Below are 13,773 nucleotides of genomic sequence, written 5' to 3' on the forward strand. Positions count from 1 at the left end.
ACTACTGCCCCTGTCGCGTGTCCTCGCCGAGCTGGTGCACGTGGATCGTGTTCGTGGTACCGGCCACCCCGGGCGGCGTGCCGGCGACAACGACCATCGTGTCGCCCTCGTTGTATTCGTCCATGGCGAGCAGCTGCTCGTCGACCACCTGGATCATGTGGTCGGTGCTGTGCACCTCGCGACACAGGAACGTCTCCGCGCCCCACGTCATCGCGAGCTGGGAGCGCACCTGCTGCACCGGCGTGAACACGAGCAGCGGCAGATCCGGGTGCAGGCGGGCAACGCGGCGGGCGGTGTCGCCGGTGGTGGTGAACGTGACAATCGCCTTCGCGTTGAGGCGGTTCGCGATGTCGTTCGCCGAGTAGGAGATCACGCCGCGCTTCGTGCGCGGGATGTGGTTGAGCGGCGGCACGTCGCCGACCGTCTCGGCCGAGCGCACGATGCGGCTCATGGTGCGCACCACGTTGTGCGGGTCCACGCCGACGGACGTCTCGCCGGAGAGCATGACGGCGTCCGCGCCGTCGAGCACGGCGTTGGCCACGTCAGAGGCCTCGGCGCGGGTCGGGCGGGAGTTCTCGATCATCGAGTCGAGCATCTGCGTGGCCACGATCACCGGCTTCGCGTTCTCGCGCGCGATCTGGATGACTCGCTTCTGCACGAGCGGCACCTGCTCGAGCGGGATCTCCACGCCGAGGTCGCCGCGGGCGACCATCACGGCGTCAAACGCGAGGATGATGGATTCGAGCGCGTCGACGGCCTCGGGCTTTTCAAGCTTGGCGACGACCGGCACGCGCCTGCCCACTTCGTCCATGATCTCGTGCACGAGGTCCACGTCCGACGGGGAGCGCACGAACGACAGGGCGACGATATCCACGCCGAGCTGCAGCGCGAAGCGCAGGTCTTCCTTGTCCTTCTCGCTCAGCGCCGGCACGGAAATGTCCATGCCCGGCAGCGAGACGCCCTTGTTGTTCGATACCGGGCCGCCCTCGGTGACGCGGCAGACGACATCGTTGCCGTCGATCTCGGTGCAGACGAGGCCCACCTTGCCGTCGTCGACAAGCAGGCGATCCCCCGGCTTCGCGTCATCCGCGAGGTGCTTGTAGGTGGTGGACACGCGGTCGTGCGTGCCCTCGACGTCGTCGACGGTGATGCGCACCGTCTCGCCGGTCTCCCACACCGTCTTGCCGTCGCCCTCGAAGCGGCCGAGACGGATCTTCGGGCCCTGCAGGTCGGCGAGGATGCCCACGGCGTGGCCGGTCTCGTCGGTCGCCTCGCGCACCCAGCGGTAGTTCTGCTCGTGGTCGGCATGCTCGCCGTGCGAGAAGTTCAGGCGCGCGACGTCCATGCCGTCGCGCACCAAGCCCAGGATGGCGTCTTTGCTGGCCACCGCCGGCCCGAGCGTGCAAACGATCTTGGTGTTTCTATCCACGTTGTCGAACCTCGCCTTCGTAGGTTGCTTGCGTGTGTTCCGTTTCCCCACGGTACTCCGCTTCGCTGACACGTGCCGGGGCCGAACCGGCGGAGTTGTACGAAGGATCAACCTCTTCCGGCGTCTCGCGGTCCTTGCGCTGGCGCAGGAATACCACCACCGCGACGATGAAGAGGATCGCCGAGACCCACGTGTTTACGCGCAGGCCGAGAATGTGCGTCGCCTCGTCGCGACGCATGAGCTCGATGAAGAACCGGCCCAGGGTGTAGCTGGCCACGTACAGCCAGAACACGCTGCCGCGGCCGAGGCGGAAGCGCTTGTCGGCCCAGATAAGCACGAAGAACATGGCGACGTTCCAGATCAGCTCGTAAAGGAACGTCGGGTGCACGCTCGCGATCACCTCGCCGGTGGAGCGCCCCGTGAGCGGCGCGTAGTTGCCCGCATCGTTGACGCGGTAGTAAATGTCCAGCGCCCACGGCACGTTCGTCTCCGCGCCGTAGAGCTCCTGGTTGAAGTAGTTGCCTAGGCGCCCGATGCCCTGGGCAAGGATGATGGTTGGCGCGACGGCGTCCGCGAGGGGGGCGAGCGGCAGCTTCTTGTGCCGCATCATCGCCCACACGGCGAGCGCCCCGAGCACGACGGCGCCGATGATGCCCAGGCCGCCGGCGGAGATGTTGAACGCCTTCCACGGGTCCTTGCCCTCACCGAAGTACTTATCGTGGTCGGTAATCACGTGGTAGAGGCGCCCGCCGACGATGCCGGCCGGGATGGCCACGATCGCCGCGTCCCACACCGTGTCCGGGTTGCCGCCACGGGCGGCGTAGCGGCGCAGTGAGATCGCCAGCGCCACGACGATGCCGGTCATGATGCACAGCGCGTACGCGCGGATCGGGATCGGCCCGAGGTACCAGACGCCCTGCGGCGGAGACGGAATGTTGGCGAGAATCAGCGAGTGCACGCACAACAGTGTGCCACCCGGCGCGGGTCAGCGCCTCGACGGGCACGCGGGGTGCTGCCCCGCCGTCGCCAGCGAGCGCGTCGCGGCGAGCACGTCGCCCGCGGCCATGACAGCTTCCGCCGCGAGGACGGCGTCAGCCCCGCACGCGGCGGCGTCGATGAGGTCGCGCGGCGTGGCCACCCCGCCGAGGCTGATCTTGATCACGTTGCTGGGCAGCCCCGGCGCGATCTCGGCGAAGGCGTTGCGGTTGAGATCGTTCGTGTCAAAGGTCCAGGAGTTCACGGCCACCACGCTCGCCCCCGCCTCGAGCGCCCGGTCCGCCTCCTCGGGCGTGCGCACCTCGAGCACCGCGGCCATGCCGAGCGACTCCGCGCGGTCGAGCAACGCCACCAGCCGGGCCTGCTCGAGGATCCCCACCTGCAGCGGCACCGCGTCCGCACCGTAACAGCGCGCCTCGTGGATCTGGTACGGGTCGACGATGACGTCGCGGCACATCATCGGCAGCTCCACCGCCGCGCGGGCCTCCGCCATGTCGGCGAGCGAGCCGTCGAAACGCATCTGTTCAGTCTGGCAGGCGATGAGGTGCGCTCCCCCAGCTTCGATGTCGCGCGCCAGCGTATCGACGCTCGTTCCGCTCGCCCCCGTCGGCCCGAAGACGGGCGAGTTGCGCTTGATCTCCACGATCACGCTGCACCCGTGACGCAAAAGCGCCGCCCGGGCATCCCGGGTCGGCGCCATATCGCGTGAGCGTGCCTTGATTTCCTTGAACGGCACTATCGCCTCGCGTTTCGCAACGTCGCTAAGCACGGCTTCGACGACGCTGTCGAGTGCGCTCGTGGCCGGCATGGCTACCTCCCGGAGGCAATGGGCTGTATACGAGTAAGGCTAGCCGGTCGCCCGGTGCAACCAGAAATTACCTCCCGGCCGGGTCCGTGGGGTCGATGTCGGCGCTGATCGCGTCCCAGAGCACGCGGCCGGACTGCGGGTCCTGCTCGAGGTCGCTGCGTACCTTCTCCCTGCGCACCGACTCCTTCTCGTACTTGTTCTGCCGCGGCGAGTCCGCTGCCGGCCGGAACACGAGGAGCAGGCCGCCGACGAGCCCGATGGCCGCGCCCGCGAGCGTGAGCGCTGGGCCGAGCGGCACGACCGTCGCCGAGGTAATTTCAGCCCACTGCGCGATCGTGTCTGCCCCGGACCCGCTGCCGGAGCCCGCGGTGCCGGCCCCGGACTGCTCGGCGCCGGCGGTGAGGATCGCGTGGGCGCGCTCGGTGTCGGCCCCGCGCACGAGGAGCTGCGCGGCGGGCACGGCGACCCCCGCGGAGGCGAGCGCGGCGATCGCGCCGACCACCCGTCGCCCGACGCGGCGCAGCGCGAACCCGGCGGCCATGCCCGCGATGAGCAGCACCGCGACGGCGACCGCTTCCGTCGACCAGTCGGCCCCGCGAACGGCGGCCGTCCCGGCGCCGGAGAGGTCGTCGACGTACTCGACGTCGACCCACGTCGTCCGGGCGACCGCCCAGATGAGCGCGCCCGCGACGCCGAGCAGCGCCGCGCCCGCGCGGGCGAGTGTCTTGTCCGCTTGTGCCACCGTTAACCCCTTTCTTCCTCTGCGCCGCGCAGGATCCGCAGCACGGCGCCGTGCGCGTCGGGGGTGCCCACGATCGCGCCGACCTTCCCCGGCGCCCAGGCGCTGCCGTCGCCGGCCGTCACCGTCGCGCCGGCGCAGCGCCCGAGCAGCACGCCGGCGGCGTTGTCCCACACGTGCGGGGAGAAGCTCACCGCGGCGCGGTAGATCCCCTGCGCCACGAACGCGAGGTCGACGCCGACCGAGCCGCTGATGCGCGGGCGCAGCCCCTCCTCGGCGAGGGCGCCGGCGAGGGCGAGCCGCACGCTCGAGGGGAAGCGGCGCCGGTCGAGCGAGGCGAGCGAGCCCATCCCGACCTGCGGCGCCGCCGCGCTCGTCGCGCCGAGTGGCGGTAGCGTCTCGCCGTTGAGGGCGACGGGCCCGCCCTCCACCGCGGTCAGGCGCATGCCGAGCAGCGGGGCGTCGACGACGGCGGCGGCCGGCTGGCCGTCGAGAAGCAACGCGACCAAGATCGCGCAGTTCGGGTTGCCGGAAGAATAGTTAGAGGTGCCGTCGATGGGGTCGACCACCCAGCACGCGCGCGGGTCGAGGTTGCCGCCCTGCTCCTCGCCGTAGACGGTCACGCCCGTCTCCGCCTTGAGCCGCGTGCGCAGCAACTTCTCGATCGCGAGGTCCGCCGCCGTGGCGAAGTCGCCCGGCCCCTTAAACAGCGCGGGCGCGGCGCCGAGCTCGGCGAGGAAGATCTCGCGCGCCTCGTCGACCGCGGCCTGCGCCGCCTGCGCGTACCCGGAAAGCGCCCGTTCGTCCGCCACGGCCCTACCCCAGCTGGCGCAGCCAGTTGCCCAGCACCGCCGCCCCGGCCTCGCCCGACGTCTCCGGGTGGAACTGCGTCGCCCACAGCGCGCCGTTTTCCACGGCCGCCAGCACGTGCGGCTCCTGCACCCAGCTCAGCCGCGGGTACGCGATGAAGTCGTCCTCGTCGAGCGCGAACTCGCGCACGCCCGCCCCGGCATGAAAGTCGAACTCCGCCGCCGGATCCACACCGTGCAGCAGCTCCGAGTCGGGCGCCGGCGACACGTGTGCGCTCTCGAGCTGGGCGTCTAGCTTCTCGACGCCTCCCGGCCACTCGCCGAACCCCTTCGACTTCGCGTCGACCTGCTCGAAGAGCACCTGCATCCCGGTACCCGTGGCGAGCACGGGGCGCGCCCCGGCGAGGCGCTGGCCGACGATGCGCTCCCCCATCACCGACGCGAGCGACTTCGCCGCCGCCGTCGCCGGGCCCCGGCCCGCCACGACGAGCCCGTCCGCCGCAAGCGCTTCCGCCGGGTCCGCGGTGGCGAACGCGATCGCGCCGAGCTGCGCGAGCGCGTCCCGGGTGGCGTCGATCGCGCCGCCCTCCGCCCCCTCGGGGTAGTCGAGCACGGCCACGGTGAGACCAGCGGGGATATGCGTCATGGTCAGGTAGTCTAGCTACCGCTCATCGCGCGGGTAACGTCGCGGCGCCTGCACCGACTTCAACCGGGCGGAGAGGTTGTTCACCTCGACGACGCGGTGCTTGCCCAGCCGCCGGTCCAGCAGCGTGACCACGAGTCCGATCGTGATCACGCCGCCGGCGATGCCGAACATCGGCGCGAACGCCATCGTGGTGATGAGCATGCCGTAGAACGTCGAGCCGAGGCCGGTGCCGCCGTCGAACGCGATGTTCCACACCGCGGAGGCTTCGGAGGTCTTGTGCCGCGGGAGGCGGTAGAACATCATCGTCAGCGCCTCGTTCTGCGCCGCGCCAAAGCCCGCGCCGTAGAGCAGCGCAGCGATGAACATCACCCAGACCGGCAGCTTGAGGGCGAGGATGGCCGCCATGAGCAGCACGCCGAGCGCGGCGACGATTTGGAACGGGATGAGGACGCTGCCCGGGTACCCGCGCCGGTCCATGATCTTGCCCGCAGCGTAGCGCGAGAGCATCGCGGCGAAGTTGAGCACGCTGAGCATGACGCCGCCGAGCGCCGCGCCGCGGGCCGGGTCGAGCTCGCGCATGGACACCGGCAGGAAGTTCGTGATCGCGCCGTAGGCGGTGGTGATGAACATGAGCGCAAGCGCCGGGACGAGCACGAGGTGCCACATGGGCACGTGCACGCCCTGGGCGGTCTCGGAATCGGGCGCGGGCTGCGGGATGACGGGGACGGCAAACGAGGCCACGAGCGACACGAGCCCGATGGCCCCAGCGATGGCGTAGACGGGGCGGTAGCCGACCACGTCCACGAGCGCGAGGCCTGCGGGCAGGGCGAGCATCTGCGCGAGCCCGACGACGAGACCGAAGATGCCGGTGGCGCTTCCGAGCAAGCGCAGTGGCACGAGCTCGGCGACGATCGCCGCCTCCGCGACGGACAGCGCGCCGAAGCCGACGCCGCGGATTGCGCTGACGGTGAGCAGCGGGGCCGGGTCCATCCCCAGCATGTAGCCGAGCGCGGGCACGCCGAGCAGCAGCGACGAGACGGCGATGACTCGCCGGTAGCCGAGCGTGCGCAGGGCCCGCGGCGTGAACACCTGCGTGATCACGGTGGCGAGCATGAACACGCCCGTGGACAGGCCCGCGAGCGAGGTCGGCTGGCCGTCGTCGATCACGTTCGTGGGCACCACCGGCAGGAGCAGGGCCCACGCCGCGAACGCGGAGGCGACCGCGACGAGGACGGGGATGAGGCCGCGGGCGCGCCACACGTTGGTCAAGCCCTCAACCTCCCCGCGGGTGAGCGGCCGGTTGGCGTTGGCGAAGACGGAGAAGGCGGCCACGCTACATCACCTGCGCCAGCGTGAGCACGGCGAAGAGCACCGCCATCGCGGCGAGTGCGGCGAGCACGACGGTGAGTGCCTTCGAGCCGTTCTGGTACGACGCCCACACGCCGCCGACCAAGAGCCCTGCGACGAGACACAGGATGATCACCAACACCGGGTTGCCCAGTCCGGCCAACGCAACGCCCTCCTTCACGCCCCGCACTCCCGGGGAACCGACTATCGCAGACATTGTAAACAGCGCCCGTTTCGCCCGCCGGTCAGGGCGTTTATGCTGGGTTGCCAACACCACGCAGGAGGTCACCATGGGAAAGCACGCGGCCGCGGCCGATGCGCAGCACCCGACCGAGGTAACGCTCGAGCGCGTGGCGGAAGCGCTGCGGGGCCTGGGCTTTGCGTCCGTGCAGCGCGACGACGCCCCGGACCGGCTCGTCGTCGCCGCGCTGAGCTTTACCGCCGCGGTCTGGATCGACTACCGGCAGCCGATGGCGCTCGTCGTGGACACCGCCGAGCGCATCCCCACCGATTTCGAGCACGCCACCGCGCTCGCCCGCTTCATCAACACCTGGAACCACGACCGGGTCGGCCCCGCCGCCTCGTACCGGCTCGCGGAGTCCGGGGACTTCACCGTGCGCATGCGCCGGCCGATCCACATCAAGCACGGGCTGACGGACGAGCAGCTGGGGGCGGAGCTCGTCGATACGCTGGCGCACGCCGCCTCCTTCTCGACGAAGCTGCGGACCCGCTTTCTCGACGCGGCGCTCGACCACCTGCTGCCCCCGCAGCTGCTGCGCCTCCAGGACGCGGAGGTGCTCAACGGCCGCCACCCGTCGCTGCGCCACCTTCCCCGCGGCGGGCGCGAGGACATCGTCTCGGCGCCGGAGCTGTTCGCGCCGCTGGACGCCGCGTTGCGCCCCGTCGCGCCGGAGACGCTCGCGGGGGTGCTCGACTCCCTCGACTTCCGCTACGCGATGAACGAGAGCGGCATCATCGCCACGGGCGTCAACGGCGTGCCGTTCGCGCTCACCGTCGACGGCGACAGCGACGAAACCTACGCGCGGGTGACCGGCATGTGGGACACCGGCCTCGACGCCGACGAGGAGTTCCTCCGTCTCTGGCTGGTGTGCAATGACGTCAACGAGCGCGCGACGGGCGCCGCGGCGTACCTCCACGAGTTCGACGGCAGGCTGCACATGCACGCGGAGGCGACGATGCTCGCGACCGCCGGGGCGGCGGCGGAGCAGGTCGAGGAGTTCACCGTTTCCTCGCTGGCGGCGTGCCTCGCGTCCATCGATTACGTGAGCCAGCTCGTGTCGGGCCGCTCCGCCGTGGAGTGGCCGAACACCTAGGCGCTACCGCTGCGGCTGCCCCTGGAGCGCGACGAGGTTCGTGCACCAGTACACGACCGCCGCGGCGAACGGGCCGGCCACCCAGCCCACCCCGGGCTCGACCGGGGGCACGAGCGTGACCGTGTCGCCGGGCTGCAGCTGCGTGACGTCGGGCATCGGGTGCAGCGCAGCGACGACGAACCCGCCGCAGATGTACGCCGCCGCGGCGGCTGCGGCCGCGGCAAACACCGCGAGCAGCATCCAGCCGACCCCGCCGCGGACGCGCCCGCGCTGCACGGCCCGCCACGCCACCGCGGCGATGACGACGCCCACGGCTGCCGTGAGCACCGCAAACCACGCGTAGCCGGTGAACGCGACGTTCGCGGGGCTTGCATCGGTGTCGATGCGCACGCCGCCGTCGGCCGCCTCGCCCGTGTACGCCGGGCGCAGCACGCCCCAGCTCGCGCCAGCGGCAAGGCCCAATACGAGACTGAGCGCCAGGAGCCCAGCTCCGGCGCTCAGCGTGTGCCTCCGTGCTAGTTGCACAGTTTCCAGCGGCCGTCTTCCTTCTGGAAGATCATGGTGTCGGTCTGCTCGCCGTCGGAGGTCTTCGCCGTCAGGCTGGCGGAAGCGCGATCGCCGTCAACGCGGACGTCGGACAGGCTCACATCGGTCTTCGGCAGCTCGAGCGTCTGGCCCTGCTGCTCGGCGAGGCGGCCGGCCTCCTCGACCTGGTCGAGGGTCATGCCCTGGCGCTCAAGCTCGTCCATCATCGGCTCGCGGACAGCGGTGCAGGAGTTGTCCAGGATCGTGCGCGTCCAGGTGGCGAAGGAGTCCGGGTTGAGGACGGTGCGGGCGGTGTCCTCCATCTGCTTGCGGTCGGACTCGCTGCCCGGCTTACCGTTCGCCAGCGGCTCGTTGGTGTTCTTCGGCAGGCCGTTCTCGAACGGGTTGGCCAGCGTCGGGGCGTCGCCGCCGTCCTGGCCACCGCCCGACTTGGTCACGCGGGTGGTGGAGGTCTTCGTCTCCTTGTCCTTCGACTTGGACTTGTCGTCCTTCTTCTCACCCTTATCGTCGCCGGCCGCCGTGGTCTCGCCGTCCTTGTGCTCAGCGTCTGCCGTGGAGGACTCGGTGAGCTCGGTCGCGGAGTTCAGCGGCGACGCCTCGGCGGCGGTGGACAGGCCGCCGGAGGATGCGTCGTCGTCGTTGGAGCCGCAGGCGGCGAGCGGGAAAGCGAGCGCGGTCGCTGCCGCGGCGGCGGCCACGCCGGTCTTGGTGTTCAGCTTCACGGTTGTTGCATACCTCTCGTGGTTGGACCGCGGCTGCCCGGGCGCGCACTCACTGCGCGCGACGCGAGCCACGGTGAACGTCTCCGGAAATAGTAGCAACTACTCACTGACGGCCCGATGCCACCGCATTACGGAAGTTCTGGGGGCTTTCTGTGAGCTGCCCGTCAATCCGGCCGTGCCCTCGCCGTGCCCGACGGGATCTAAGGTTGGGTGGCATGCAGTTATCCCGCGAGCGCATCACCGGCGCGGCCCTGGGCATCCTGCGCGAGTACGGGCTCGCGGACGTCTCCATGCGCCGCGTGGCCACCACACTCGGCGTGGCCCCGGGGGCGCTGTACTGGCACGTGGCCAACAAGCAGGAGCTCATCGCCACCGTCGCCGAGGCCATCGTGCAGCCGCTTCTCGACGGCCCCGTGCCCGACCCCGCCGCCCTCTCACGCCAGCTGCGCGAGCTCATGCTCGGCGTGCGCGACGGCGCGGAGGTGGTCGTCGCCGCGGTCGGCCAGCCAGACTCGCAGGTGCGCGACGACCTCGAGCGCCGCTTCGATGAGGCGGTGCGGTTGGCGGCCGAAGGTGCGTCGACACGCGACGCGCGGGCGGCGGCACGAGGCCTGCTGCACCTCACCCTCGGCGAGGCGGCGGTGACGCAGTCGACGGCGCAACTCGCGGAGGCGACGGGCGCGCCGGAGGGCGCGGCAGGCGGGGCGAACGGCGAGGAGCACGCGGCCGCCGTTGGATTCCTGCTGGCCGGGCTCGAGCGCACTAAGCTGTGGCCCCATGACTGAGACGACGAATGCGACACCCGAGCCCATCGTCTGGCCGGGTTCCGCCTACCCCCTCGGCTCCACGTTCGACGGCGCGGGCACGAACTTCGCGCTCTTCTCCGGCGTGGCCGACGCGGTCGAGCTGTGCCTCATCGACGACGACGGCGCGGAGCAGCGCATCCCGCTCGACGAGGTGGACAACCACGTCTGGCACGCCTACCTGCCCGGCGTCTCGCCCGGGCAGCGCTACGGCTACCGCGTCCACGGGCCGTGGGACCCGGCGAACGGCAAGCGCTGCGATCCGAACAAGCTGCTCGTCGACCCCTACGCGCGCGCCTTTGACGGCGAGTTCGACCAGCACACGTCCCTGTTCTCCTACGACGCGCACGCCGAGGAGCCCGGCACCGGCCGCAACGAGGAGGACTCGCTCGGCCACACGATGCTGTCGGTGGTGATCAACCCCTTCTTCGACTGGGGCGACGACCGCGCACCGAAGATCCCGGAAGACGAGACCGTCATCTACGAGTGCCACGTCAAGGGCATGACGCAGACGCACCCCGGCATTCCGGAGCAGCTGCGCGGCACGTACGCGGGCATGGCGCACCCGGCGATGGTGGACTACCTCACGGACCTCGGGGTGACCTCCGTCGAACTGCTGCCGGTGCACCAGTTCCTGCAGGACGACCGGCTGCGCGACCTGGGGCTGCGCAACTACTGGGGCTACAACACGTTCGGCTTCTTCGCGCCGGAGAACCACTACTCCTCCTCGCACGCGCCCGGCGACGCCGTCGCGGAGTTCAAGCAGATGGTGCGCACCTACCACGAGGCCGGCCTCGAGGTGATCCTCGACGTGGTGTACAACCACACCGCCGAGGGCAACCACATGGGCCCGACGATCGCATTCCGCGGCATTGACAACGAGGCGTACTACCGGCTCGTCGACGGCGACAAGTTCCACTACATGGACTACACGGGCACCGGCAACTCCTTTAACGTGCGCGACCCGCACTCGCTGCAGCTCATCATGGACTCGCTGCGCTACTGGGTCACCGACATGCACGTCGACGGCTTCCGCTTCGACCTCGCCTCCACCCTGGCGCGCGAGTTTTCCGACGTGGACCGCCTGGCCACCTTCTTCGACCTCGTCCAGCAGGACCCGGTGGTCAGCCAGGTCAAGCTCATCGCCGAGCCGTGGGACGTCGGCGAGGGCGGCTACCAGGTGGGCAACTTCCCCGCCCTGTGGAACGAGTGGAACGGCAAGTACCGCGACACCATGCGCGACTTCTGGCGCGGCGAGGACTCCACGCTCGGCGAGTTCGCCTCCCGGCTCACCGGCTCCTCCGACCTGTACCAGCACAACGGCCGCCGCCCGACCGCGTCAATCAACTTCATCACCGCGCACGACGGCTTCACACTCAACGACCTGGTGAGCTACAACGACAAGCACAACGAAGCCAACGGCGAGGACAACCGCGACGGCGAGAGTCACAACCGATCCTGGAACTGCGGCGTCGAGGGCGAGACGGACGACCCGGCCGTCCTCGAGCTGCGCGCCCGCCAGCGCCGCAACTTCCTCACCACCCTCATGCTCTCCCAGGGCACCCCGATGCTCGCCCACGGCGACGAGCTCGCACGCACCCAGGGCGGCAACAACAACGTCTACTGCCAGGACAACGAGATCGCCTGGATGGACTGGGGCAAGCTCGAGGAGGCGGCGGACCTGCACGATTTCACCCGCCACCTCATCCAGCTGCGCAGGGATCACCCGGTGTTCCGCCGCCGCCGCTTCCTCGCCGGCGGCGCGCTGGGCGACGAGGAGCATGGCCGCGAGATCTCCTGGCTCACCCCCGAGTGCACTCTGATGACGCAGGACGACTGGAACGCCGCCTTCGGCAAGGCGCTCATGGTCCACCTCGACGGCGAGGCGATCGCGGAGCCCGACAGCCGCGGGCAGCGCGTCGTGGACGACTCGTTCCTCCTCATGTTCAACGCCCACTTCGAGGACATCGACTTCACCATCCCCGCCGCCGAGTTCGGCGACGAGTGGGAGGTCGTCGTGGACACCACCCAGGCGCGCGGCGTGCGCGAGGACGCGGACACCGTCCAGCCCGGCGCGACGGTGACCGTCGGCCAGCGTTCCGCCCTCGTGCTGCGCCGCACGCAGCCGCCCGCGGGCGAGGGCCGCAAGGCGGTGGCCGAGCAGTGATCCCCGCGCACGGCGCAACATTGACCGTCACCAACGACGCGCTCACCGCGACCCCCACCCCGCTCGCCGCCTCGCTCACGGGCGGGCGCGAGAACCGGATCGTGCGCATCGCCGACATCACCGGCGTCACCGTCACCCCGGGCAACGCGTGGACGCGCAGCCGCGTCGACGTCGAAACGGGCGCCGGCGCCACCGCGTTCTGGTTCGCCCCGGGCGACGTCGAGGGCCCCGAGCAGTTGCGCTCGCTTCTCGACGACGCGCAGCGCGGCACGGCCCCCGACACCGAGCCCGTCGCCGGCGGCGCGGGAATCCCCGGCTTCGACTTCGTCGGCTTCGACGTGGAGACGGCGAACCCGCGCTGGGGCTCCATCTGCCAGATCGGCCTGGTGAAGGTGATCGACGGCGAGGAGGTCGACCGCGTCTCCTGGCTGTGCCAGCCCCCGGAGCGCATCGGCACGTTCGAGCCCGGCAACGTTGCCGTCCACGGCATCACGGCGCAGGACGTGGCGGACGCCCCGAGTGTGCACGAGCGCATCCCCGAGCTCGTCGCGTTCGTCGGCGAGCTCCCGCTCGTCGCGCACAACGCGCAGTTCGACGCCTCCGCCCTGCGCGACGCCTGCCGCGAGACCGGCGCGGAGGTGCCGCAGCTCCTCTTTGCCTGCACCCTCGCCCAGGCGCGCGCGACGAAGCTCGACGTGGACAACCACAAGCTGCCCACGCTGGCAAAGCACTTCGGCGCCGCCCTCGAGCACCACCACGACGCGTGCGAGGACGCCGCGGCTTGCGCCGCCGTCATGGTGGGGCTCGCCCGCCAGGCCGGCCACACCGGCAGCCTCATGCGCTTCGTGCACGACGCCGGCTTTACCCTCGGCGCCATCGACGACGCCCGCGTCACCCCGGTGCTGCGGGACCGCTCCGGCGCCGGGCGGGCGCGCCAGGCCGAGCTCGCGGAGCAGGGCGCCGCCGCCGCGGTGCGGGCTACCGCGGCCCCGCGCGGCTCGAACCAGGCTGGATCCGGCGAGGCAGGGCCGGGCGAGGCGGGGCCGGGCCGGAGGGCGTCGTCAAGCAACGGCCCGAAAAAGCCCGCCCCCTGGCAGTCGGTGGCCACCCCGGACACCGTGCCGGAGCCGAGCGCCGACGCGGACCCGAACGCGCCGCTCTACGGCGAGAACGTCACCCTGACCGGCGAGTTCGAGCCGTACGATAAGGGCGAACTGTGGCAGGCGATCGCCCGCCAAGGCGCGCAGGTGGGCAAGAACGTGACGAAGAAGACGACCATCCTCGTCGCGGGCGAGTGGGCCACGATGACGTCGAAGGAGAAACGGGCGCACGAGCTGAAAGAGAAGGGCCAGGACATCGAGATCTGGCCCGCCGAGCGGCTCTACGAGGCACTCGGGCTGTAAAAAAGTTTCGGCGGCCGGGGAACC

Annotated in this window: 14 protein-coding genes; 4 read left to right on the plus strand and 10 right to left on the minus strand. The window is 70.7% G+C overall.

What is annotated here, in order from left to right:
* Nucleotide 1 precedes the first annotated feature (1 nt).
* The 8 genes from pyk to CJEDD_RS08170 all read right to left on the minus strand — a co-directional run bounded on the left by pyk (nt 2) and on the right by CJEDD_RS08170 (nt 6,955).
* Complete coding sequence (gene pyk, locus CJEDD_RS08135; RefSeq protein WP_042404988.1) at nt 2-1,429, minus strand: pyruvate kinase; 1,428 nt, start codon at nt 1,427-1,429, stop codon at nt 2-4.
* Nucleotides 1,422-2,378 carry a prolipoprotein diacylglyceryl transferase gene (gene lgt, locus CJEDD_RS08140; protein WP_081764457.1) on the minus strand — a complete coding sequence of 319 codons (957 nt, stop codon included), beginning with the start codon at nt 2,376-2,378 and terminating at the stop codon, nt 1,422-1,424. Before lgt ends, pyk begins: the two co-directional genes overlap by 8 nt.
* 36 nt (nt 2,379-2,414) lie before the next feature.
* On the minus strand, nt 2,415-3,233 hold the full coding sequence (locus CJEDD_RS08145) for an indole-3-glycerol phosphate synthase TrpC (RefSeq protein WP_042404990.1): 819 nt from the start codon (nt 3,231-3,233) through the stop codon (nt 2,415-2,417).
* A 67-nt stretch (nt 3,234-3,300) separates the two neighbouring features.
* A complete protein-coding gene (locus CJEDD_RS08150) occupies nt 3,301-3,975 on the minus strand; it encodes a TIGR02234 family membrane protein (protein WP_042404991.1) in 675 nt (224 codons plus the stop codon).
* A 2-nt stretch (nt 3,976-3,977) separates the two neighbouring features.
* Entirely contained in the window at nt 3,978-4,784 is an 807-nt protein-coding gene (locus tag CJEDD_RS08155) for an inositol monophosphatase family protein (RefSeq protein WP_042404992.1), read from the minus strand.
* Nucleotides 4,785-4,788: 4 nt separating this feature from the next.
* Nucleotides 4,789-5,427 (minus strand): type 1 glutamine amidotransferase family protein, encoded by a 639-nt coding sequence (locus CJEDD_RS08160; RefSeq protein WP_042404993.1) that lies wholly within the window; start codon nt 5,425-5,427, stop codon nt 4,789-4,791.
* Between the two features lie 15 nt (nt 5,428-5,442).
* The gene (locus CJEDD_RS08165; RefSeq protein WP_081764456.1) at nt 5,443-6,759 is read right to left on the minus strand and encodes an MFS transporter; all 1,317 of its coding nucleotides are present in this window, start codon (nt 6,757-6,759) and stop codon (nt 5,443-5,445) included.
* A 1-nt stretch (nt 6,760) separates the two neighbouring features.
* A complete protein-coding gene (locus CJEDD_RS08170) occupies nt 6,761-6,955 on the minus strand; it encodes a hypothetical protein (protein ID WP_157034379.1) in 195 nt (64 codons plus the stop codon).
* 109 nt (nt 6,956-7,064) lie between these two features.
* Here CJEDD_RS08170 and CJEDD_RS08175 point away from each other — a divergent pair, with 109 nt between their 5' ends.
* Nucleotides 7,065-8,108, plus strand: a complete 1,044-nt coding sequence (locus CJEDD_RS08175; protein WP_042404994.1) for a YbjN domain-containing protein — start codon at nt 7,065-7,067, stop codon at nt 8,106-8,108.
* A 3-nt stretch (nt 8,109-8,111) separates the two neighbouring features.
* Here the strand turns inward: CJEDD_RS08175 and CJEDD_RS08180 are convergent, their stop codons facing one another.
* Both CJEDD_RS08180 and CJEDD_RS08185 read right to left on the minus strand, forming a co-directional pair.
* The gene (locus CJEDD_RS08180; protein ID WP_157034380.1) at nt 8,112-8,570 is read right to left on the minus strand and encodes a hypothetical protein; all 459 of its coding nucleotides are present in this window, start codon (nt 8,568-8,570) and stop codon (nt 8,112-8,114) included.
* A gap of 53 nt (nt 8,571-8,623) precedes the next feature.
* Nucleotides 8,624-9,376, minus strand: coding sequence for a nuclear transport factor 2 family protein (locus tag CJEDD_RS08185; protein WP_042404995.1), 753 nt, complete (start codon nt 9,374-9,376; stop codon nt 8,624-8,626).
* Between the two features lie 215 nt (nt 9,377-9,591).
* Here CJEDD_RS08185 and CJEDD_RS08190 point away from each other — a divergent pair, with 215 nt between their 5' ends.
* Genes CJEDD_RS08190 through CJEDD_RS08200 form a run of 3 tightly spaced genes read left to right on the plus strand, consistent with a single transcriptional unit; the run spans nt 9,592 to nt 13,749 of the window.
* On the plus strand, nt 9,592-10,161 hold the full coding sequence (locus CJEDD_RS08190) for a TetR family transcriptional regulator (RefSeq protein ID WP_042404997.1): 570 nt from the start codon (nt 9,592-9,594) through the stop codon (nt 10,159-10,161).
* Nucleotides 10,154-12,346: a glycogen debranching protein GlgX gene (glgX, locus tag CJEDD_RS08195; protein WP_042404999.1), complete on the plus strand. Its 2,193-nt coding sequence runs from the start codon at nt 10,154-10,156 to the stop codon at nt 12,344-12,346. The genes CJEDD_RS08190 and glgX overlap by 8 nt, the downstream gene beginning before the upstream one ends.
* Nucleotides 12,343-13,749, plus strand: a complete 1,407-nt coding sequence (locus CJEDD_RS08200) for a 3'-5' exonuclease (RefSeq protein WP_042405002.1) — start codon at nt 12,343-12,345, stop codon at nt 13,747-13,749. Before glgX ends, CJEDD_RS08200 begins: the two co-directional genes overlap by 4 nt.
* The last annotated feature ends 24 nt before the right edge of the window (nt 13,750-13,773 follow it).

Source organism: Corynebacterium jeddahense, assembly GCF_028609865.1.
Taxonomy (GTDB): Bacteria; Actinomycetota; Actinomycetes; order Mycobacteriales; family Mycobacteriaceae; genus Corynebacterium; species Corynebacterium jeddahense.